At 41.7% G+C, this 20,133-nt stretch carries 20 protein-coding genes; 1 reads left to right on the top strand and 19 read right to left on the bottom strand.

Annotation, left to right across the window (positions count from 1 at the left end):
* Window positions 1-189: 189 nt before the first annotated feature.
* The gene (gene xseA / locus OCU78_RS03115) at window positions 190-1,521 is read left to right on the top strand and encodes an exodeoxyribonuclease VII large subunit (RefSeq protein WP_137374952.1); all 1,332 of its coding nucleotides are present in this window, start codon (window positions 190-192) and stop codon (window positions 1,519-1,521) included.
* 151 nt (window positions 1,522-1,672) lie between these two features.
* Here xseA and OCU78_RS03110 read toward each other — a convergent pair whose 3' ends face one another.
* The 19 genes from OCU78_RS03110 to OCU78_RS03020 form a co-directional block, all read right to left on the bottom strand.
* On the bottom strand, window positions 1,673-1,903 hold the full coding sequence (locus OCU78_RS03110; protein ID WP_137375008.1) for a zinc ribbon domain-containing protein: 231 nt from the start codon (window positions 1,901-1,903) through the stop codon (window positions 1,673-1,675).
* Between the two features lie 98 nt (window positions 1,904-2,001).
* On the bottom strand, window positions 2,002-3,003 hold the full coding sequence (locus tag OCU78_RS03105; protein ID WP_137374953.1) for a sensor domain-containing diguanylate cyclase: 1,002 nt from the start codon (window positions 3,001-3,003) through the stop codon (window positions 2,002-2,004).
* A 279-nt stretch (window positions 3,004-3,282) separates the two neighbouring features.
* Window positions 3,283-4,170: an alanyl-tRNA editing protein gene (locus tag OCU78_RS03100; RefSeq protein ID WP_137374954.1), complete on the bottom strand. Its 888-nt coding sequence runs from the start codon at window positions 4,168-4,170 to the stop codon at window positions 3,283-3,285.
* 76 nt (window positions 4,171-4,246) lie between these two features.
* A complete protein-coding gene (gene der / locus OCU78_RS03095; protein ID WP_137374955.1) occupies window positions 4,247-5,731 on the bottom strand; it encodes a ribosome biogenesis GTPase Der in 1,485 nt (494 codons plus the stop codon).
* Between the two features lie 158 nt (window positions 5,732-5,889).
* Window positions 5,890-7,065, bottom strand: coding sequence for an outer membrane protein assembly factor BamB (bamB, locus tag OCU78_RS03090; RefSeq protein ID WP_137374956.1), 1,176 nt, complete (start codon window positions 7,063-7,065; stop codon window positions 5,890-5,892).
* 11 nt (window positions 7,066-7,076) lie between these two features.
* On the bottom strand, window positions 7,077-7,691 hold the full coding sequence (locus tag OCU78_RS03085) for a YfgM family protein (RefSeq protein ID WP_137374957.1): 615 nt from the start codon (window positions 7,689-7,691) through the stop codon (window positions 7,077-7,079).
* A 72-nt stretch (window positions 7,692-7,763) separates the two neighbouring features.
* Window positions 7,764-9,032 (bottom strand): histidine--tRNA ligase, encoded by a 1,269-nt coding sequence (gene hisS / locus OCU78_RS03080; protein WP_137374958.1) that lies wholly within the window; start codon window positions 9,030-9,032, stop codon window positions 7,764-7,766.
* Window positions 9,033-9,102: 70 nt separating this feature from the next.
* Window positions 9,103-10,224, bottom strand: coding sequence for a flavodoxin-dependent (E)-4-hydroxy-3-methylbut-2-enyl-diphosphate synthase (gene ispG, locus OCU78_RS03075; protein WP_137374959.1), 1,122 nt, complete (start codon window positions 10,222-10,224; stop codon window positions 9,103-9,105).
* A gap of 7 nt (window positions 10,225-10,231) precedes the next feature.
* Window positions 10,232-11,188, bottom strand: a complete 957-nt coding sequence (rodZ, locus tag OCU78_RS03070; protein ID WP_137374960.1) for a cytoskeleton protein RodZ — start codon at window positions 11,186-11,188, stop codon at window positions 10,232-10,234.
* 422 nt (window positions 11,189-11,610) lie between these two features.
* Entirely contained in the window at window positions 11,611-12,753 is a 1,143-nt protein-coding gene (locus tag OCU78_RS03065; RefSeq protein WP_137374961.1) for a bifunctional tRNA (adenosine(37)-C2)-methyltransferase TrmG/ribosomal RNA large subunit methyltransferase RlmN, read from the bottom strand.
* Window positions 12,754-12,954: 201 nt separating this feature from the next.
* Window positions 12,955-13,386 carry a nucleoside-diphosphate kinase gene (gene ndk / locus OCU78_RS03060; protein WP_137374962.1) on the bottom strand — a complete coding sequence of 144 codons (432 nt, stop codon included), beginning with the start codon at window positions 13,384-13,386 and terminating at the stop codon, window positions 12,955-12,957.
* A gap of 86 nt (window positions 13,387-13,472) precedes the next feature.
* The gene (gene pepB, locus OCU78_RS03055) at window positions 13,473-14,768 is read right to left on the bottom strand and encodes an aminopeptidase PepB (RefSeq protein WP_137374963.1); all 1,296 of its coding nucleotides are present in this window, start codon (window positions 14,766-14,768) and stop codon (window positions 13,473-13,475) included.
* A 247-nt stretch (window positions 14,769-15,015) separates the two neighbouring features.
* Complete coding sequence (gene iscX, locus OCU78_RS03050; RefSeq protein ID WP_137374964.1) at window positions 15,016-15,216, bottom strand: Fe-S cluster assembly protein IscX; 201 nt, start codon at window positions 15,214-15,216, stop codon at window positions 15,016-15,018.
* Between the two features lie 40 nt (window positions 15,217-15,256).
* Window positions 15,257-15,595 (bottom strand): ISC system 2Fe-2S type ferredoxin, encoded by a 339-nt coding sequence (gene fdx, locus OCU78_RS03045; protein WP_137374965.1) that lies wholly within the window; start codon window positions 15,593-15,595, stop codon window positions 15,257-15,259.
* 20 nt (window positions 15,596-15,615) lie between these two features.
* Window positions 15,616-17,466: a Fe-S protein assembly chaperone HscA gene (gene hscA, locus OCU78_RS03040; protein ID WP_137374966.1), complete on the bottom strand. Its 1,851-nt coding sequence runs from the start codon at window positions 17,464-17,466 to the stop codon at window positions 15,616-15,618.
* A gap of 22 nt (window positions 17,467-17,488) precedes the next feature.
* Window positions 17,489-18,004: a co-chaperone HscB gene (gene hscB / locus OCU78_RS03035; protein ID WP_137374967.1), complete on the bottom strand. Its 516-nt coding sequence runs from the start codon at window positions 18,002-18,004 to the stop codon at window positions 17,489-17,491.
* A gap of 71 nt (window positions 18,005-18,075) precedes the next feature.
* Window positions 18,076-18,399: an iron-sulfur cluster assembly protein IscA gene (iscA, locus tag OCU78_RS03030; RefSeq protein WP_004735095.1), complete on the bottom strand. Its 324-nt coding sequence runs from the start codon at window positions 18,397-18,399 to the stop codon at window positions 18,076-18,078.
* A gap of 103 nt (window positions 18,400-18,502) precedes the next feature.
* On the bottom strand, window positions 18,503-18,880 hold the full coding sequence (gene iscU / locus OCU78_RS03025) for a Fe-S cluster assembly scaffold IscU (RefSeq protein WP_137374968.1): 378 nt from the start codon (window positions 18,878-18,880) through the stop codon (window positions 18,503-18,505).
* 33 nt (window positions 18,881-18,913) lie between these two features.
* The gene (locus OCU78_RS03020) at window positions 18,914-20,128 is read right to left on the bottom strand and encodes an IscS subfamily cysteine desulfurase (RefSeq protein ID WP_050644450.1); all 1,215 of its coding nucleotides are present in this window, start codon (window positions 20,126-20,128) and stop codon (window positions 18,914-18,916) included.
* Window positions 20,129-20,133 lie beyond the last annotated feature (5 nt).

Genomic DNA, 20,133 nt, shown 5'->3' with positions numbered 1-20,133 from the left:
GCAGCCAATTAAGGAAAATCAAACTGCATTTGGATTAGATATTGCGGACGGATTATACGGCTAACGAAATCGCTTGGCTACTCATTTTTATAATTTTAATTTGCATTATACCCCTTGCTATGTATTATATTGCCGCTATCTTCCATACTCACGTCTTGTGGGTTAGATTCTAAGAATGATAGTCACTCTATGACCAATCCAAATATCTTCACTGTGTCTCGCCTCAACTCTGAGGTTCGCTTACTTCTTGAAAATGAAATGGGAATTGTCTGGCTGATCGGCGAAATTTCTAATTTCTCAGCTCCGGTTTCAGGTCACTGGTACCTAACGCTTAAAGATTCTCGAGCTCAAGTAAAGTGTGCGATGTTCCGTGGGAACAACCGTAATGTTTCATTTAAACCTAAAAATGGTAACCAAGTTCTAGTGAAAGCTCGCCTTTCTCTTTATGAACCACGTGGTGATTACCAACTGATAATTGAAAGCATGCAGCCTGAAGGTGATGGTCGACTTCAACAAGAATTCGAGAAGCTGAAAATGAATCTCGCTGCAGAAGGTTTATTCTCTCAATCTAGTAAACAAGACTTACCTGAACACCCTAAACGAGTCGGTATCATTACCTCTAAAACAGGCGCTGCACTTTACGATATTTTGGATGTTTTAAAGCGAAGAGATCCATCATTACCCGTCGTCATTTATCCAACAATGGTTCAAGGTGAAGAAGCCTCGATTCAAATAGCACAAGCTATAGGTCGAGCAAATGAACGTGATGAATGTGATGTGTTAATTGTGGGTCGAGGGGGAGGCTCATTAGAAGATTTATGGTGCTTCAATAATGAAATTGTTGCGAGAACTATCGCAGCAAGCCAAATTCCTATCATCAGTGCTGTAGGTCATGAAGTAGACGTGACAATTGCGGATTTCGTTGCAGATATGCGTGCACCTACGCCATCTGCTGCCGCAGAGCTAGTGAGCCGTGATAATAGTAATAAAGAGCAAGCTTTCGCTGCTAAGAAAGCGCGTTTAAATAGTGCCATTCGCCATTTTCTACTCAAGCAAGGTAAGCACACCCAATTGCTTACACACCGACTAGAAAGAAACCATCCGAGTTACCAATTACAAAAACAAAGCCAGCAGTTGGATGATCTTGATACACGTTTGCGTCAAAGCATAAACAAATTCATCAAAGTACGCTCTCAAGATATTGAACGCAAACATCACCAGCTACAACTTCATTCTCCAATAAAACGTTTAGGTGAACAAAAACTTCATCTACAACGATCTGAGCAGAAGTTATTAGACGCAATGGATAGAAGTTTACTAACCACGCGCCACCAGCTAGCGATGGCTGCTGAAAAACTGGAAACAGTTAGTCCACTGGCGACTTTAAAACGTGGCTACAGTATTTCTCATTCGAAATCTGGAACAACTATTTCATCAATTAAAAATGTAGAAGTGGGTGAAGTGATAAAAACACAAGTGGAAGATGGAATCATCGAATCCAAAGTCATCGATATAAACTGATAGGTGTAATTTTATCTAAATTATTAGGTTAGACGCTTTAGAAGCCGGGGCTTTACGAGACTTTTATTAAAGAGAAGCTCAGGTAAATATCAAACGAATATCCATCCCAGAAGCAAATATCAAAGATTTGGCTTTTGGGATTTATAACCAATTAGGCTTCAACTTTTTGAAAAATGAATTTAGCTCTAGACTTTGATTTAAGTTCGTTACACTTAGAGTTACAAAAATAACTTGCCGAACCACACGCCTGCAACTTTTCTAACTCTGCTTCACAATCAGGACAAAAAGCAATTTTCTTAAAATGAAAGTCGCAACCATTACAAACGTACTGACCATCCCAATTCAATTCAACTTGGCATTCTGGGCATCTATTTTCTTGCATCATTTCCCTCTCAATTCGCTCTTACAAGATCGCTCTGACAATACATTAGTATGTCACTCATAATATCTTTGGGTATTCACCTGTCTCGACAGAATGTACTACCACTTTGATTTAGCTTGTTTGACTTTATACATGTTCTTATCAGCTAAAGTGATTAATTGATCTAGGTTCACCTCATCTTTCGCACAAGCTAATCCAACACTTACAGAAAATTGCATTTCATTGATAAGTAGCACTTCCTTCAATTTTGAATTCAGAGCTAAATAATAGTTCTGAGCGACTTCTTCAGAAGTAAAACAAGAAAAGATAACAAATTCATCTCCTCCGTAGCGCCCTATTTTTGAACATGGCGAAGATACTGAAGACAAAGTATCAGCAACTGTCGTTAGGATTTGATCACCAAATTTATGCCCAAAATTATCATTAATAAATTTAAACTTATCAATATCCACAAAAAGACATGACATGACCTTGCCAGAAAAACACTCGCCATCCATCACTTTCTTGGCCTCAGAAAATAAAGCTCTGCGGTTATAACAATGCGTTAATGAGTCTCGATTAGCATAAAAGTTGAGTTGAGTTTCCATTGCAAACTTTTCAAGCGCAACAGAATATAAGGAAGCAAGAAGTTCAAGAATCTCAGTTTCGAGTTCACCAGGGCTTGATGGTAAATCGCTATAAATAGCAAAAGTACCCAACACTTGATTATGCGACGAAATGATAGGGACAGACCAACAAGCATGAAGATTTGCACGCTGAGTTAATGCTAGAAAAAGAGACCAATTAGGGTGCTCATTTATATTAGAAACGATAACAGGCTTTTTTAATGCCGCAGCTTCACCGCATGAGCCAATCCCAACACCAATTTTTACTCCTTCAATTGCTTCATTATAAAAATCTGGCAAATTTGGAGCCGATTCTAAATGTAGCCTTTGTGTTGAAGGATCCAAAAGTAGAATTGAGGCCTTTCTCTTACCAAAAAGATCCTCTGTTAGCGCAATTACTTTCTTGTTCAGGGCTTGTCGATCAAGCCCAAGAGCGAGCTTTTTAAGTAAGGAGTTTACGGAACGATGAGCTTCTAATAAAAATTCTTGGTCCATTTACAACAACTTCCTATAGGATTCGTGCGTAATTTATACATCTATAGTCTATTTTGCAAACAAATACTAAAAGGTCATTAATAAATTTAAAGCGAAAGATCTTTATGTGATCTTTCGCTTTATCTAATTTGATCAGCGATCTACCCTTAAAAGAATATTTATATCACCACACACCGAAAGCATAAGTTACATATGCTGCATTCTCATTTTAAATAGAATTATAATCTTAGTTATAATATCTAAACCACACTTTACAGAGTTTTGTAATAACAAAGAACACTAGCAGGCAGAGTTTACATCGGTGTGCATTTCAATATGTTGTTCATCCAAGATATTTAATGTAACTGTAACTTGGTGAAGTTCCTTAATGCTATTGATATGACTTCCTCCGCAAGGTATTGATACGGTCTCACCATCAATTAAACACTCCCAGTAACGGGAATCAGTAAGAGTGTCACCTTCTAACCTCATAGTTACGTCCGTTGATTCCGCCAACCAAGTATCAATCAACTGATTAATACTTGATTCAATGGCTTTAAGATTGCTCAGCATATCAGCCACATTTAAACCACGTTTTTTAATCGTTTTACCTAAACGGTATGTGTCAATACAGGTATCAGGTGTTACAAAGCTCGTCACTTGAGCATAGCTATTAAAATCATAACTACCCAGTGGGTCTTTTCTATCTGCATCTTTGCGCCAGTAAGAAGCTGATAATATTTTATTAAGTGCTAAGAAAGCGATATGACCAGCACTATGACCTCGGCTCAAGCTCATTTGATAATCTTGATCCACATTCAACTGAATGGTGTCTCCAACTTCCAGTGAACTTGCTTCTTCAGAAAGTTGGTGGACAACAACAAAGATCCAGCCCTCAGTGTTTCGTTTAACTGGAATATCGGAGCCTACAAATAACAGCCCTGTTGCTTCTTCAAACGCACCGACTAAGCAATCTTCAACTGGACACAAGGTGTTTTTAAATTGAATCGTTCCTCGGTCTGCTGGATGATCTGGCCAAATATGGCTTACAGGGTGAAAAGGAGTTTCATCAGTAACGAGATAAATTTTACCTTCATGTTTTTCTACCAGTTGAACCGCCGCCTCTAACGTCCACGTATTGTGGCAAAACTTAATTTTTGTTGGGAGTACTGCTTTATTGTTTGTCATATCTATTTCTTTACTGAATTTTGGTTAAAAAAATACCCAAGACTAAGCTCGGGTATTTAAATGTAAGGGAGGAAGGTTATTTACGACCTTTCATCATCGACATCATACGTTTACGTTTACGCTCTTGTGAAATCGTCAGCTTATTTGTTTTAGCTTCAAACGGGTTTTCACTATTTTGGAATTGAATACGAATTGGTGTACCCATGATCTCCAAAGAACGACGGTAGTAATTCATCAAGAAACGTTTGTATGAATCTGGTAAGTTGCGAACTTGGTTACCGTGAATAACGATAATTGGCGGGTTATAACCACCAGCATGTGCATACTTAAGCTTAACACGGCGTCCACGAACCATTGGCGGCTGGTGATCATCTGTAGCCATCTTCATGATACGAGTCAACACTGAAGTACCTACACGCGTCGTTGCTGATTTATATGCTTCTTCAACAGATTCAAATAAGTGACCAACACCAGTTCCGTGAAGTGCAGAAATAAAGTGAATGCGAGCAAAATCCACGAAACCTAAACGACGGTCTAGTTCTTTCTTCACATGCTCTTTAACATCGCTATCAAGACCGTCCCACTTGTTTACTGCAATTACGATTGAACGACCAGCATTCAATGCAAAACCAAGAAGGCTTAAATCTTGATCTGAGATGTTTTCACGAGCATCAATAAGCAGCAATACTACGTTAGCATCTTCAATTGCTTTCAGAGTCTTAACTACAGAGAACTTCTCTACTGTTTCATTGATGTTTTTACGGCGACGAACACCCGCAGTATCAATCAGAACGTATTCACGCTCGTCACGCTGCATTGGGATGTAAATTGAATCACGAGTTGTCCCAGGCATATCGTAAACAACAACACGCTCTTCGCCAAGAATACGGTTTGTTAGCGTAGATTTACCTACATTTGGTCGACCAATGATTGCTAGTTTGATTGGTTGATCTTGAAGACGCTTGAACTCTTCTTCAGCTTCTTCTTCAGTGAAATCAACTTGCTCTTCTTCTTCGTCGTCTTCGAACTCAGTTAAATCACTTACTTCGCCGTTTTCCGCTTTTAGTGCTTCTGCAAAAGGATTAAGAGCTAGATCAATCAAAGCTGTTACACCACGACCATGAGCCGCAGCAATTTGGTACATGTCTTCAACACCCAGTTGCCAGAAATCAGCACTTGCTGCATCAGGGTCAATACCATCAACCTTATTTACTACTAGCATTGAAGGCTTTTCTAGTTGACGCAGGTGCTTGGCAATCGCTACATCTGAAGGTGTTAGACCTGCACGGCCATCTACCATAAATAAAACGACATCAGCTTCATCAATCGCCGCTAGCGACTGCTCTGCCATTTTAGTTTCAACACCTTCTTCAGTACCATCGATACCACCAGTGTCGATAACAATAAAGTCGTGCTCACTAAAATGTGCATGACCATATTTACGGTCACGCGTTAAGCCAGGGAAATCCGCAACCAATGCATCACGAGTTCGAGTCAATCGGTTAAATAACGTAGATTTACCTACGTTTGGACGCCCTACTAGAGCAACAACAGGTACCATAACAACCTCTACAATTTCATTTCTTAATGTAGTTATAGGTAAACACTTGCCAGCAAGTTTAAATTTTTACCTATAACCACATGATTTATTAAATTTATAACAACAAAACGGCTCCTAGCTGTTACCAACCAGGAGCCGATTGTGAATTATATCACGCTTTATTGGCTAATCGTCAGTTTCTTTACATCGCCATTGCGAGTAACGATCAAGTAACCTTCAGGTAGTTCAATAGGGCTAACCGAGAATCCACTGTCATGCACTAACTGCTGAGCAACAAATTCACCAGTTGAGCGATCTAACCAATGTAAGTAACCTTCACTGTCGCCAACTACTAGATAATTATCAATAAGTGCTGGTGCCGTCAGTAAGCGGTTTTCAAGTTTATCTGTCTTCCACAGCTCAGTACCGCTTCGAGCATCCACAGCTACTACATGATCTTTATCCGTAACAACAAAAATACGGCTACCATCGCTAGTCATATCGATGGCTGAAGAATAATTACGTTTCCAAGTTGGTTTACCTGAACGTAAATCAATTCCTATCAACTGGCCATTAATACCAATGGTATAAAGCGTTCCACCTAAAACAATTGGAGAAGCATCAACATCGACTAGACGATCAATTTCAGTCGCACCTTGGGGTGTGCCAACAGGCTGTTGCCAAATAAGTTGACCACGTTCAACAATAGCGGCTGCTAAACGGCCATTTGCAGTTCCCCAGAAGACACCACCAGAAACGGCAACAGGCGCACTGTCTCCACGAAGTGTTAAGCTAGGAACTTCAGTACTTATTGTCCATTTTTGTTCGCCAGTCGCTTGATCAAGAGCAATCAGCATACCGCGGCTAGTATGAACAAGGACTAAGTTACTGTCAGTTGCAGGAGAAGCTAATACTTCACCATTAACCAGCACTCGCCAAAGTTCTTCACCCGTTTCTTCGTCAAGAGAAATGACTTCGCCGTTCTCAGTACCAACAAATATTTGTCCGTAAGCAGCAGTCAAACCACCAGATAAACGTGCATAAACCTCTTTTTCAAGATCGGCTTTCCAAATTTCTTTGCCCGTTTCAGGGTCAAGTGCTTTTACTAAGCCATCTCGGCTTGCAAGAAATACTTTCCCATAAGCAAACTCAGGGTTGAGCTTTGAAAAATAGTGCCCGACTCCGTCACCAATTGAAGTTGACCACTCAGTCGACGGTGTAAATTCACTCTTCACCACAGGCACAGGAGCCATAATGACAGTGTCTTCCTCACTGGCACAGCCAGCAAGTAATCCAAGACCAAGAGCACAGATCGTGAATTTAGAAAGTACCGATTTTTGGAACATTCTCTTCATTGAGATCTGCCTTACTTAGCTAGGTCGTCGAGTTTAATTTGCAGCGTTTGGCTTGCATCAGCAGCTTGTTGAGCTTCAGAGTACGCGCTGTATGCTGCACCAGAGTCACCTTTACGAAGTGAAATATCACCTCGTAACTCAGCTACTCGACCTTTCCATGATTCGTCAGGTATCGCGCTTAGCTCAGTAAGAGCAGCATCAAAGTTACCTTGCTCAGCTTTAATACGAGCTACGCGGTAAGCTAGCAATGGAGAAAGTGCTGCGTCTTTCGTTGCCGCCTTAGCCCACTCTAGTTGCTTTAATGCTTCATCAAGGTTACCAGCTTCAACTTGAGCTTTCGCTAATTGCATTGCCGCTAGAACAGAGTATTCAGCGTCAGAGTTAGAATCAATAAAGCTTTGAATGTCAGCTTGTGCATCTGCCCCTTTAGCATCTAAAACAGAAATTGCTGAAGTATAGCTTTCAGAAGCCGCCTCACGAGCTTGAATCGCTGAGTCTTGGTAATAACGCCAGCCAAATAAACCGCCTAAACCAATAACAGCACCAAAGATTACGGCTTTGCCATTCTCTTTCCACCAATCTTTAATGGCTTCAACTTGTTGTTCTTCAGTATCGTAAAGTTCCACTTCCTGTCCTCTTTAATTCTTTAGTAAAGCGATAAAGAATGCTTCATCGCTTAATAATCTTTAATGGCTTAATTAGATAAGCGCTGCAATTTTTGGAGCTACGTCGGCTTGAGAAAGCGTTTCTTGTGTTCCGGCAACAAGATCTTTAAGAACTACAGTTCCATCAGCTACTTCGTTTTCACCAAGGACAAGCGCTACAACCGCACCTACTTTGTCAGCACGTTTAAATTGCTTCTTGAAGTTACCGCCACCGAAGTGACTCATTACACGCACACCTTCAACAGTATCGCGTAATTGATTCGCTAATTGCATGCCCGCGATCATCGTTCCTTCGCCTGCGGCAACCATATATACGTCAACGCTACGACGAACTTCTGTTAGCTCTAGAGTTTCCATCATTAGCACTAAACGCTCTAAACCCATTGCGAAGCCAACAGCAGGGGTAGCTTTACCACCAAGTTGCTCAACAAGACCATCGTAACGACCACCACCACAAACTGTACCTTGCGCACCAAGGCTGTCAGTGATCCACTCAAATACAGTGCGGTTGTAGTAATCTAGACCACGTACTAGGCGCTCATTAACTTGGTATTCGATACCAACAGCGTCAAGAAGTTCACATAAACCAGCAAAATGTTGTTTTGATTCTTCGCCTAAATATTCAGATAGTCGAGGAGCGTCACCTAAGATAGCTTGAACGTCTGGGTTCTTGGTATCTAGTACACGTAAAGGGTTCGTGTGCATACGACGCTTACAATCTTCATCTAGTATGTCAATATGTTGCTCAAGATACGCCACTAACGCAGTGCGGTAGCTTACGCGATCTTCTTGAGAACCAATAGAGTTCAGCTCTAAACGAACTTGCTTGTCGATACCTAGCTCACGCCATAGACGTGCAGTCATCATAATAAGTTCAGCGTCTACATCTGGACCTTCTAAGCCAAACACCTCAACACCACATTGGTGGAATTGACGGTAACGACCTTTTTGAGGACGTTCGTGACGGAACATTGGCCCCATGTACCATAGGCGCTGTTCATCACGGTTGATCAGGCTATTTTGGATACATGAACGTACACAGCCAGCAGTACCTTCAGGACGAAGCGTTAGGCTATCGCCATTACGATCATCAAAGGTGTACATTTCTTTTGAAACAACGTCAGTCTCTTCACCAACCGCACGGCTAAATAGGTTTGTTTCTTCAACGATAGGCATACGCACTTCGTTATAACCGTGTGCACTCACCACATTTTTCACAGCGTTTTCTACTTTCTGCCACAGTGGTGATTGAGTTGGAAGGCAATCGTTCATGCCTCGAATTGCTTGAATATTTTTAGCCACAATAATTTTTCCATCATGCTTTCAAGGAGGAGTAATAACTAAAAGAAATCACCCACTCATTGAAATTGAATTAATCTTCTAAGTTTTGTACATCAATACGATTACTTTCATCAAGCACCGATGCTTTTGCTCGAATTCTTGCTTCAAGCTGGTCGACTAGATCGTTATTATCAAAACGTTCTTTTTGGCGCTTACCATCTTCATAGAAAGCACTCTTACGTGCACTGCCTGCAAGACCTAAATGAGAGACTTCAGCTTCACCAGGACCGTTCACAACACAGCCAATGATTGATACATCCATTGGAGTGATCACATCTTCTAAGCGCTCTTCTAATGCATTCACTGTATTGATCACATCAAACTCTTGACGAGAACAGCTTGGACACGCAATAAAGTTGATGCCGCGAGAACGAATGCGTAGAGATTTAAGAATATCAAAACCAACTTTTATCTCTTCTACCGGGTCAGCGGCAAGTGAGATTCGCAATGTATCACCAATACCTTCCGATAATAGCATCCCCAAACCCACAGCCGATTTAACAGAACCAGCACGCGCACCGCCAGCTTCTGTAATGCCTAAGTGAAGAGGCTGATCAATCTGTTTCGCCAGTAATCGATATGAACCAACAGCCAGAAATACATCTGACGCTTTTACGCTGACTTTAAACTGATCGAAATTCATACGATCAAGGATGTCTACATGACGCATTGCCGATTCAAGTAGAGCTTCCGCTGTAGGTTCGGTGTATTTCACTTGGATGTCTTTCTCAAGTGAGCCACCATTTACGCCAATACGGATTGGGATATTCATATCTTTTGCGCAATCAACAACCGACCGAATACGGCTTTCATTACCAATGTTTCCGGGGTTGATACGCAAACAGTCCACTCCATATTCCGCAACTTTTAACGCAATGCGGTAATCAAAGTGGATATCAGCAACCAAAGGAATTGAAACTTGTTGTTTGATTAGCTTGAAAGCCTCTGCTGCATCCATTGTTGGAACAGAAACGCGAACAATATCAGCACCTACATTTTCAAGTGCTTTAATTTGAGCAACAGTCGCCGCAACGTCTGTTGTTCTTGTATTGGTCATGGACTGCACAGCGATAGGTGCACCATCACCGATCGGTACATCACCCACATAAATGCGGGTTGATTTGCGACGAATAATAGGAGATTCGGGTTGCATATTGACTCTAAGGTAAGGTGATTCTTGCTACTTTGCCTGAAGTATACCCAGAAAGGTCGACAGGTTCACTTGCAAATGTCATTGATACACCTTCAGGTGCACCTAGAACCACTTTATATGGCGTAGTTCCAGAAAGGTTAAGCGATTGCCCTGCTTTTTTAATCCCAGTAGAAAGAGTGGCACCAGTGGCATCTTTTACTTGAATCCAGCAGTCTGCTTTAAACTGCATTACCAGTTCATTTAATAAGGGTTCAACTTGTGCAATGGACTCTACTACTAGCACGTCTTCAATTACAGCAGGCACCTCAGTGTTTGCTTCCGCTGGATTGGTATCTGATACGTTCATTTCATCTGACGCAGCTGCAGAAGTTGTAGTCGTAGCGGTAGAAGCTTGCTCTGCATTAGAAACCGTAGGTTCGAAATCAGCAGTAAGCTCTTCAGAAGCAATCGTTGATAAATCAGCTTCTGATGGTGTACTTAATAATTCTTCTTGAAGTTGTTCTTCAACGGCTGGCTCACTAGAAGTAACGGCCAAAGTATCTTGTTCTTGATTTTGCCACCACCAAATAGATGAAATACCAACGATAACGACAAAAATGCCCCAAGTTAGGCTCATGATTCTGCTGTTATGCTTTTCGGTATTAGTTTTACGTGAAAAGCTTTGCATTTCTTGTTCTTCATGCTGAGCATCGCCCGCATGATCCAATGCATCTAGCACTACCTTTTCATCAACATTAACGCATTTGGCATAAGAACGGAGGTAACCTCGGGTAAAGGTAGCCACGAGATCGGATTCAAACTGGTTTTCTTCAATTTTTTGTATAACGGTAATACGAAGTTTAAGTCGATCAGCAATTTGCTTTTGAGTCAGCCCTAAAGACTCACGCTTGTTCTTTAATATTGTGCCAGCTTCTGGTCTCGCACTTGCATTTTGCGATGCTTGAATATCTTGTTCTGTGTTCATAAAGGTGAACTTCTAAAGTAATACTACGAATAATGGAGAACGTTTTTATTTTAATATGGCTCAATCAAATGGTTCGTAATAGATGAAAATTATTCTTGCTACTCAAACATAATTTAAAAATAGAAAACAACAGCAGTACTTATACTTCGGCAGTTTTCACAGGTAACCAACCTAAATAGACAATTTCTGGTTTGAGCTACAAGCTAAAGCTTAAAACACTAAGCAGTATCAATCATAAGCTAATGCCATTACAAGACAAAAACACTTTCAACAAAATTTACCGTTAGCTCAAGCTTTTGTCTAAAAATTAACTGAAAATGTAAGGAAACATGGAGTCACAGCCAAAATTGACAGGTATTTTGAAGCCAGAAAGCAACAAGCCAGAAGTATTACCCCTGGCTTGTTTTCATTAAAATGGTGTTTTATACCGCTTTGACTTCGATAACGCCACCAGCAATAAGATTCGCTTCACTGGCTGCTTTCAGCATTTTGGTACGTTTCGTTCTATCTATCACGTCACCTACTAATTGTCCGCAAGCAGCATCAATATCATCACCACGAGTTTTGCGTACAGTGACAGTATAGTTGTATTCCATCAATGTTTTTTGGAAACGGTCAATACGAGAGTTACTTGGTTTCTTATAAGGAGAACCTGGGTATGGGTTAAACGGGATTAAGTTAATTTTACAAGGCGTACCTTTCATAAGCTCCGCAAGCTCACGAGCATGGTCCATGTCATCATTTACACGATCAAGCAAAACGTACTCAACTGTCACCTTACCGCGGTTTGCATTTGAAGATGCAATATAGCGACGAACTGATGCTAAGAAATCTTGAATATCCCAGCGATCATTAATTGGCATAATTTCACTACGAAGCGCATCATTCGGCGCATGCAGTGAAATAGCTAAAGCCACATCAATGTTATCAGTCATTTGGTCAAGACCAGAAACAACACCAGATGTTGATACAGTCACACGACGCTTTGACAGTGAAAAGCCTAAGTCATCCAGCATAATTTCTAGTGATGGCATGAGGTTCTTCATATTAAGAAGTGGCTCACCCATTCCCATCATTACCACGTTAGTGATAGGACGACGACCCGTTTCTTTTTCAAGTCCAATCTCACGAGCTGCACGCCAGATCTGACCTACAATTTCAGAAACTTTAAGGTTACGGTTGAAGCCTTGCTGAGCTGTTGAGCAAAATTTACATTCAAGAGCACAACCAACCTGTGAAGACACACACAGCGTTGCTCGGTCACCATCTGGAATATAGACCGTTTCAACATCTTGATCGCCAACTCGCATCGCCCACTTGATAGTGCCGTCAGAAGAGTGCTGGGCATCAGAAACAACCGGAGCTTTAATCTCGCATTTACGGATCAATTTCTCACGCAGTTTTTTGTTGATGTTATTCATTTTTTCGAAGTCATCGACACCAAAATGATAAATCCACTTCATCACTTGCTCTGCTCGAAACGCCTTTTCATCTAGCTCTTCTATGAAAAATTTACGAAGACCTTTACGATCAAAATCGAGTAGATTGATTTTAGCTGTGGTCATGATGCCTCTCAATGACGGAACGATAAATAAGGGCGCGAATTGTACAGCCTTTACTCATCGTCAACAAGTGCTGTAAGACCTTGAGTTTGGTAAGGCATTCAACCATAACGATTAATATTTAGCCTATTCTTTATCTAGCCCCGATAAAAACAAAAAAGACCCCACATTGTGAGGTCTAAGTATTCATCAACGTCTTTAAATTTATTCTGGACGAGGGCAAATTTCTGATTCTGGGAAGAAGAATTCAATTTCACGAGCCGCTGATTCAGGGCTATCGCTACCATGTACAGAATTGTAACGCATGCTGATAGCGTAATCCGCACGAATAGTGCCACAAGCCGCTTCTTCAGGGTTCGTTTTACCCATTAGCTCACGATAGCGGCAAATAGCGTCTTCGCCTTCTAGAACTTGAACCATAATAGGTCCAGAGGTCATGAACTCTTTAAGAGCTGGGAAAAACTCTTTGCCTTCATGCTCTGCATAAAAGCCACTCGCTTGCTCTTCAGTTAATTGAACCATTTTAGCAGCAATAATTTGTAATCCTGCTTTTTCAATGCGGTGGTAAATTTCACCCACAAGGTTACGTTTAACAGCATCAGGCTTAACAATTGAAAATGTTCTTTCTAGAGCCATGGTGTTTCCTTATACGTCATTTTTTTTGTTATAAAAATAGGATAGTTAAGAGCAACAAGCGCGTTGCCCTAAAGATGTTCTTTCAGTTATTTAGCTTGGTCTACAAGTAAACGAGCAAGTGTGCGAACACCCATACCTGTTGCGCCTGCAGCCCACTTATCACTCGCTGACTTACGGTAAGTACCAGCACAATCCATATGTAGCCAGCCTTTCTTATAATCGTCAACAAAGTAAGATAAAAATGCGGCAGCGGTACTTGCACCAGGAGTGTAATCACCGCTTGAAATATTAGATAAATCGGCAAAATTAGATGGCAACATACCACGGTGGAAGTCAGCAAGAGGAAGAGGCCATAACCCTTCTTTTTCTTGATTTGCCGCCGTTAGAGCTTGGTGAGAAAGCTCATCATCAAAGCTTAGAAGTGCGTGGTAATCATTACCTAATGCGTTTTTAGCTGCACCAGTTAATGTTGCACAGTCAATGATAAGTTCAGGGCTTTGTTCACAAGCGTACATCAGACCATCAGCAAGTACTAAACGCCCTTCAGCATCAGTATTCATGATTTCTACTGTCTTACCGTTTTTGTAAGTAATGATGTCGCCCAGTTTGAGCGCACGACCTGAGATCATGTTCTCAGCACAACATAGGATAAGTTTTACACGCTTATTTAAACCACGTTCAATTGCAAGACCAAGCCCACCAGTGATTGTTGCTGCACCACCCATGTCGGCTTTCATTGCCGTCATAAACTGACCAGGCTTAATGCTGTAACCACCTGAATCAAACGTAATACCCTTACCGACTAGGCAAGCAAAAACAGGCGCACTTTCATCACCTGTTGGGTTAAAGTCTAGCTGCAGCATCGCTGACGTTCGCTCTGAACCTCGACCAACGGCATAAATGCCTTCCCAGCCTTCTGTTAGCAAGTCTTTATCTTTTACAACTTTTGCTTTAACTGTGCCTTGAGGAGCAACTGATTTAATGTACTCAGCAGCCATAGTCGCAAGTTGGCGCGGAGCCACTTCTTCAGCTGTTTTGTTAATTACATCACGAGTCCAATCAGTAGCACGAATACGAGCTTCTAGTTCTGATTGAGCTTCTTCAGATAGAGAATCCCATTCAATATTATTCGCTTTCTTCGGACCACGATAACCTTGGTAAAATGCCCAAACACTTTCCAAATCCCAGCTTTCGCCTTGAAGAGAAATAAATGCGATGCCTTGTCCGTCAAGCTTACGAGCTGCGCGCTGAATTGCGCCGAAATCATGCCCTTCACCTAAATGAATAGTCGCACCGTTTTCTGAAAACGATAAGATTGCTTTGTTTCCCCACTGAGGCTGGGCAGGTTCTTGACTTAAAAATACGGACATTTGTGTAGACATGTTTTCTCCTTGTCTTTGAATGATGATGACTTTATTCCAGTCACTCATGCCATTCAGATTATTCTTTATGAGCGACCTGATGTTAGCATTATGTCGAAGTAAAATGTCACTTTGATAAAAAAACGGACCATAAGGTCCGCTTTTTTTAGTAAGAATTGTTAACTTGGCTATATTTTCACAGAAGCCCTATTTAAAGCCTCTTACGAATAACTGAGTTACCTGATTCAGAAAGCTTGCCGAATGGCAGTTAATCCATTTCATCCATCCAACATAGGATTACTGCTTCTAGGATTTTCTCATTTGATTTATTAGGTTCATCTTCGAACTCTTCTAAATCGAGTATCCATTGGTGAAGGTCAGTAAAACGTACCGTTTTAGGATCCGTCTCAGGGTATAAATCACACAACTCTATCGCGATATCACGTGAATCAGTCCATTTTAAGCTCATCATATTTCCTTATTCAGTTACGAGTGGTAACAAACGCGCTTTAATGCTCTTCAGAAGCAAGGTTCAAGGTGTACTTTGGAATCTCAACAACTAAATCTTCTGCTGCCACTTTTGCTTGGCAACCTAAACGAGATTCCATCTCCAGACCCCATGCTTTATCTAGCATGTCATCTTCAAGATCATCACTCTCTTCTAGTGAATCGAAACCTTCACGAATAACAATGTGACATGTCGTACACGCACATGATTTCTCACAAGCGTGCTCAATACCAATGCCTGCTTTCAATGCTACGTCTAGAACGGTTTCGCCAGTTTTAGCTTCCAAAACAGCGCCTTCAGGACAGAGATCTTCGTGAGGTAAAACAATAATCTTTGGCATGTTAATCTATTCTCTAACTATTAAATATTATCGACTGACTGACCAGATAGTGCAGCTCGAATTGATTTGTCCATACGACGAGAAGCGAAGTCTTGGCTCGCTTTATCGGCATTTTTAATTTCAGCTTCAATGGCATCCGCACTGTCGCCATTACGCATTTCAATAAGCGTTTCGATAGCTTGAATAAGCTGTTGCTTTTCAGGTTCACTCAATAGCTCATCACCATCGGCTTCGATTGCAACAATCAAACCTTCAATAACACGGTCAGCTTCAACACGTTGCTCCGCTAAGGCACGAGCTTGCATGTCTTCTTTTGCGTAAGTCATCGAATCTTTAAGCATGTTCGCAACTTCGTCGTCACTTAAACCATAAGACGGCTTAACCTGAATTTCAGCTTGCACTCCCGTGCTCTTTTCCATGGCAGTAACAGACAACAGACCATCAGCATCAACTTGGTAAGTCACTCGAATATGCGCAGCACCGGCAGCCATTGGAGGAATGCCTTTTAGTGCAAATCGAGCCAATGAACGGCAGTCATCAACCATCTCACGCTCACCTTGAACAGTATGAACCGTCATTGCGGTCTGCCCATCTTTGAACGTGGTAAACTCTTGTGCTTTCGCTACAGGAATTGTGGTGTTACGCGGAATGATTTTTTCAACCAAACCGCCCATGGTTTCAATGCCGAGTGAAAGCGGAATAACATCTAAAAGCAACATCTCTGAATCTGGCTTATTACCAACAAGGATATCTGCTTGAATAGATGCCCCTATCGCAACCACTTCATCAGGGTTGATATTTGTTAGCGGGGTTCTACCAAAGAACTCACCCACTTTGCTACGCACTAAAGGAGTTCGAGTTGAACCACCAACCATCACAACTTCAAGTACCTCATCCGCATCTACACCTGCATCTCTTAATGCACGACGGCACGAAAGCAATGTTTTCTTAACGAGTGGGCTGATAGTTTCTTCAAACGTTTCACGAGTCAGTGAACCGTTCCAACCTAATACATCAACATCTACACTATCAGCTTGAGACAAACCGATTTTAGCTTCTGTTGCAGCATCTAATAAAATACGATTTTGCTCTGCTGTTAAGTCAGATAAACCGATTTGCTCTTGAAAATATTCAGCTATCAGGTGGTCAAAGTCATCACCGCCCAAGGCAGAGTCACCACCTGTCGCTAGAACCTCAAAGACACCTTTCGATAATCGTAAAATAGAAATATCAAAAGTACCGCCACCAAGGTCATAAACCGCGATAACGCCTTCCTGACCAGAATCAAGACCATAAGCAATCGCTGCTGCCGTTGGCTCGTTCAATAAGCGAAGAACATGCAGACCAGCTAAGCTAGCTGCGTCTTTCGTTCCCGCTCGTTGTGCATCATCAAAATAGGCAGGAACAGTAATAACGGCACCAGAAAGCTCACCACCTAAAGTCGCTTCTGCACGCTGACCAAGAGCCTTAAGGATATCAGCAGAAACCTGAATCGGGTTTTTAGTCCCTTGTTCAGTGCGAATAACTGGCAAGCCATTGTCACTTTCTTCAAACTGGTAAGGTAGTGATGGGTATCTCTGTTTAATATCCGCAAGAGAACGACCAATTAAACGCTTAACTGAAATGATCGTATTTTTAGGATCAACCTGAGCATTCTGGCGAGCTTCATTACCAGTGGTATGGGATTCAGATTGGTAGTGGACGACTGAAGGCAAAATACTTCGCCCTTGATCATCCGTTAATGTGCTCGATTCACCACTGCGAACCGACGCAACCAAAGAGTTGGTTGTGCCTAAATCGATACCTACTGCTAGCTTATGCTCATGAGGAGCGGAGCTTTGTCCAGGTTCTGCAATTTGAAGTAATGCCATGGATGTGTCCTTGTTAAACAAACTAGCCGATTAAACGGTCTTCGACTAATTCGATTTCATTCTTTAATTTTGCAATAAACTTAAGTTTTCTAACGCGATCTGCCGCTTCTAACCACGCTTCAGTGTCTAGTTCTTGTTCGATAGCTTTTAATTGTTGTTTATACATCTTGCTAACTTTACCTTCGAACGCAAAAAGTGCGTCTTCTGGTTCAGAACTGTCTGCAATGTCTTCCAATTCTTCTCGTAATTCCATCTGCTCCATCAAGAACATCGGATCTTGAAGCGTTTGCTGCTCACTACGAATGTCCACCCCATGCTGAACAAGCAAGTATTCAGCTCGATCAATTGGGCTTTTAAGGATTTGATACGCATCATTGATTTGAGCGGCTTTTTGAACGGAAAGCAGGCGCTCTCGCTCTGAAGCTATCGCAAAGTTATCTGGGTGGAATTGACGCTGCAGTTCTCGAAACTGAGAAGAAAGAAGGCTACCATCCAGCTGAAACTGAAGTGGTAGCCCAAATAATTCAAAATGATTCATGTAAAGACGGTCCTAAATTTTAGGCTCTACAATAGAGCCTAACTCTATTCTTCGGCTACAAACCAAAGCACTTATACATTGAAGCTTTCACCACAACCACACTCGCCTTTCGCGTTAGGGTTGTTGAATTCAAAACCTTCGTTTAGGCCTTCTTTTACATAATCAAGCTCAGTACCATCTAGGTATACTAGGCTTTTTGGATCAATGATGACCTTAACACCTGAATGCTCAAACACTTCGTCTTCTTCGTTAAGCTCGTCAACGAACTCTAGTACATACGCCATACCTGAACAGCCAGTAGTTTTTACCGCTAAGCGTAACCCGAGACCTTTTCCACGATTATCTAGGAAAGCTTGAACTCGGCTTGCTGCCGTATCTGTCATGGTGATGGCCATACTACAACCTTGTGTTTTATATAAATTGAGAACTCAAGTGGGAGCACAAAGGGTACTCCCAAATATTACTTATTTTGTCGACGTGATTACGATATTTAAGCGATTAGTGCTTCTTTTTGTAATCTGCAACAGCTGCTTTGATTGCATCTTCAGCTAGAATTGAACAGTGAACTTTCACTGGTGGTAATTCTAATTCTTCTGCAATTTCTGCATTTTTAATCGCTGCTGCTTCATCAATACTTTTACCTTTAACCCACTCTGTAACTAGTGAGCTAGAAGCGATTGCGCTACCACAACCGTAAGTTTTGAATTTTGCATCTTCAATAATACCTTCAGCAGATACTTTGATTTGCAGTTTCATTACGTCGCCACAAGCTGGAGCGCCAACCATGCCGCTCCCTACACTTGGGTCTTCTTTATCAAACGAACCTACGTTACGTGGGTTTTCGTAGTGATCAATTACTTTTTCGCTATATGCCATGATAGTTACCTCGAATCCTCTAGTTCCTTGAGATTAATGATGAGCCCACTCAACGGTGTTCAGATCAATCCCTTCTTTATACATATCCCATAGAGGAGACATGTCGCGTAATTTATTTACCGCTACACGAATTTGTGCAATCGCGTAGTCGATTTCTTCTTCCGTTGTGAAACGGCCGAATGAGAAACGTACTGAACTGTGTGCCAGTTCATCGTTAAGACCAAGAGCACGTAGAACATATGAAGGCTCTAGGCTTGCTGATGTACATGCAGAACCTGATGATACCGCTAGGTCTTTTAGAGACATAAGCAGAGACTCACCTTCAACAAAAGCAAAGCTCACGTTCAGGTTATGTGGTACACGTTGATCTAAGTCGCCGTTCACAGTTACTGCTTCTAGATCTTGAACACCTTTAAGTAGGCGCTCACGAAGTGCTAGTGCGTGATCGTAATCTTTCTGCATATCTTGTTTAGCAATAGCAAACGCTTCGCCCATACCCACGATTTGGTGAGTAGCAAGAGTACCAGAACGGAAACCACGTTCATGACCGCCACCGTGCATTTGCGCTTCTAGGCGAATACGAGGCTTACGACGAACGTACAAAGCTCCGATGCCTTTAGGACCGTATGCTTTGTGTGCAGACATCGAGATAAGATCAACTTTCATCTCTTTTACGTCTAGTGGAATTTTACCCGCAGACTGAGCCGCATCAACGTGGAAGATGATCTTGCGTGAACGACATAATTCGCCAATTGCAGAGATATCTTGGATTACACCAATCTCGTTGTTTACGTGCATGATAGAAACTAGAACCGTATCTTCACGCATTGCTGCTTGTAGCTTGTCTAGATCGATGATGCCGTTTGCTTCAGGCTCTAGGTATGTAACCTCGAAACCTTCACGCTCTAGTTGACGACATGGATCTAGAACAGCTTTATGTTCTGTTTTACACGTGATTACGTGTTTACCTTTCTTCTCGTAAAAGTGCGCAGCACCTTTAATTGCAAGGTTGTCAGATTCTGTTGCACCCGAAGTGAAAACAATTTCACGTGGGTCTGCATTCAATAAATCGGCAATTTGCTCACGAGCATTATCTACAGATTCTTCTGCCTGCCAGCCGTAACGGTGTGAACGAGATGCAGGGTTACCGAAGTTCCCGTCCATCGTCATACACTGAACCATTTTTTCAGCAACACGTGGATCAACTGGGCATGTAGCTGAATAGTCAAAGTAAATAGGCAGTTTCATTTTCT

The organism is Vibrio gallaecicus, from assembly GCF_024347495.1.
Lineage (GTDB): Bacteria > Pseudomonadota > Gammaproteobacteria > Enterobacterales > Vibrionaceae > Vibrio > Vibrio gallaecicus.
Note: the sequence above shows the minus strand (reverse complement) of the source record. Positions and strands in the feature narration are given on the sequence as shown.

Coding starts and splice junctions, on each gene's coding strand:
- bamB (WP_137374956.1), bottom strand. CDS start 7,065: ATGAAGAGAATGTTCCAAAAATCGGTACTTTCTAAATTCACGATCTGT.
- rodZ (WP_137374960.1), bottom strand. CDS start 11,188: ATGAACACAGAACAAGATATTCAAGCATCGCAAAATGCAAGTGCGAGA.
- hscB (WP_137374967.1), bottom strand. CDS start 18,004: ATGAATCATTTTGAATTATTTGGGCTACCACTTCAGTTTCAGCTGGAT.
- OCU78_RS03100 (WP_137374954.1), bottom strand. CDS start 4,170: ATGACAAACAATAAAGCAGTACTCCCAACAAAAATTAAGTTTTGCCAC.
- OCU78_RS03020 (WP_050644450.1), bottom strand. CDS start 20,128: ATGAAACTGCCTATTTACTTTGACTATTCAGCTACATGCCCAGTTGAT.
- fdx (WP_137374965.1), bottom strand. CDS start 15,595: ATGCCAAAGATTATTGTTTTACCTCACGAAGATCTCTGTCCTGAAGGC.
- der (WP_137374955.1), bottom strand. CDS start 5,731: ATGGTACCTGTTGTTGCTCTAGTAGGGCGTCCAAACGTAGGTAAATCT.
- xseA (WP_137374952.1), top strand. CDS start 190: ATGACCAATCCAAATATCTTCACTGTGTCTCGCCTCAACTCTGAGGTT.
- iscA (WP_004735095.1), bottom strand. CDS start 18,399: ATGGCCATCACCATGACAGATACGGCAGCAAGCCGAGTTCAAGCTTTC.
- iscX (WP_137374964.1), bottom strand. CDS start 15,216: ATGAGCTTAAAATGGACTGATTCACGTGATATCGCGATAGAGTTGTGT.
- ispG (WP_137374959.1), bottom strand. CDS start 10,224: ATGCAACCCGAATCTCCTATTATTCGTCGCAAATCAACCCGCATTTAT.
- pepB (WP_137374963.1), bottom strand. CDS start 14,768: ATGTCTACACAAATGTCCGTATTTTTAAGTCAAGAACCTGCCCAGCCT.
- hscA (WP_137374966.1), bottom strand. CDS start 17,466: ATGGCATTACTTCAAATTGCAGAACCTGGACAAAGCTCCGCTCCTCAT.
- ndk (WP_137374962.1), bottom strand. CDS start 13,386: ATGGCTCTAGAAAGAACATTTTCAATTGTTAAGCCTGATGCTGTTAAA.
- OCU78_RS03065 (WP_137374961.1), bottom strand. CDS start 12,753: ATGACCACAGCTAAAATCAATCTACTCGATTTTGATCGTAAAGGTCTT.
- OCU78_RS03110 (WP_137375008.1), bottom strand. CDS start 1,903: ATGCAAGAAAATAGATGCCCAGAATGCCAAGTTGAATTGAATTGGGAT.
- iscU (WP_137374968.1), bottom strand. CDS start 18,880: ATGGCATATAGCGAAAAAGTAATTGATCACTACGAAAACCCACGTAAC.
- OCU78_RS03105 (WP_137374953.1), bottom strand. CDS start 3,003: ATGGACCAAGAATTTTTATTAGAAGCTCATCGTTCCGTAAACTCCTTA.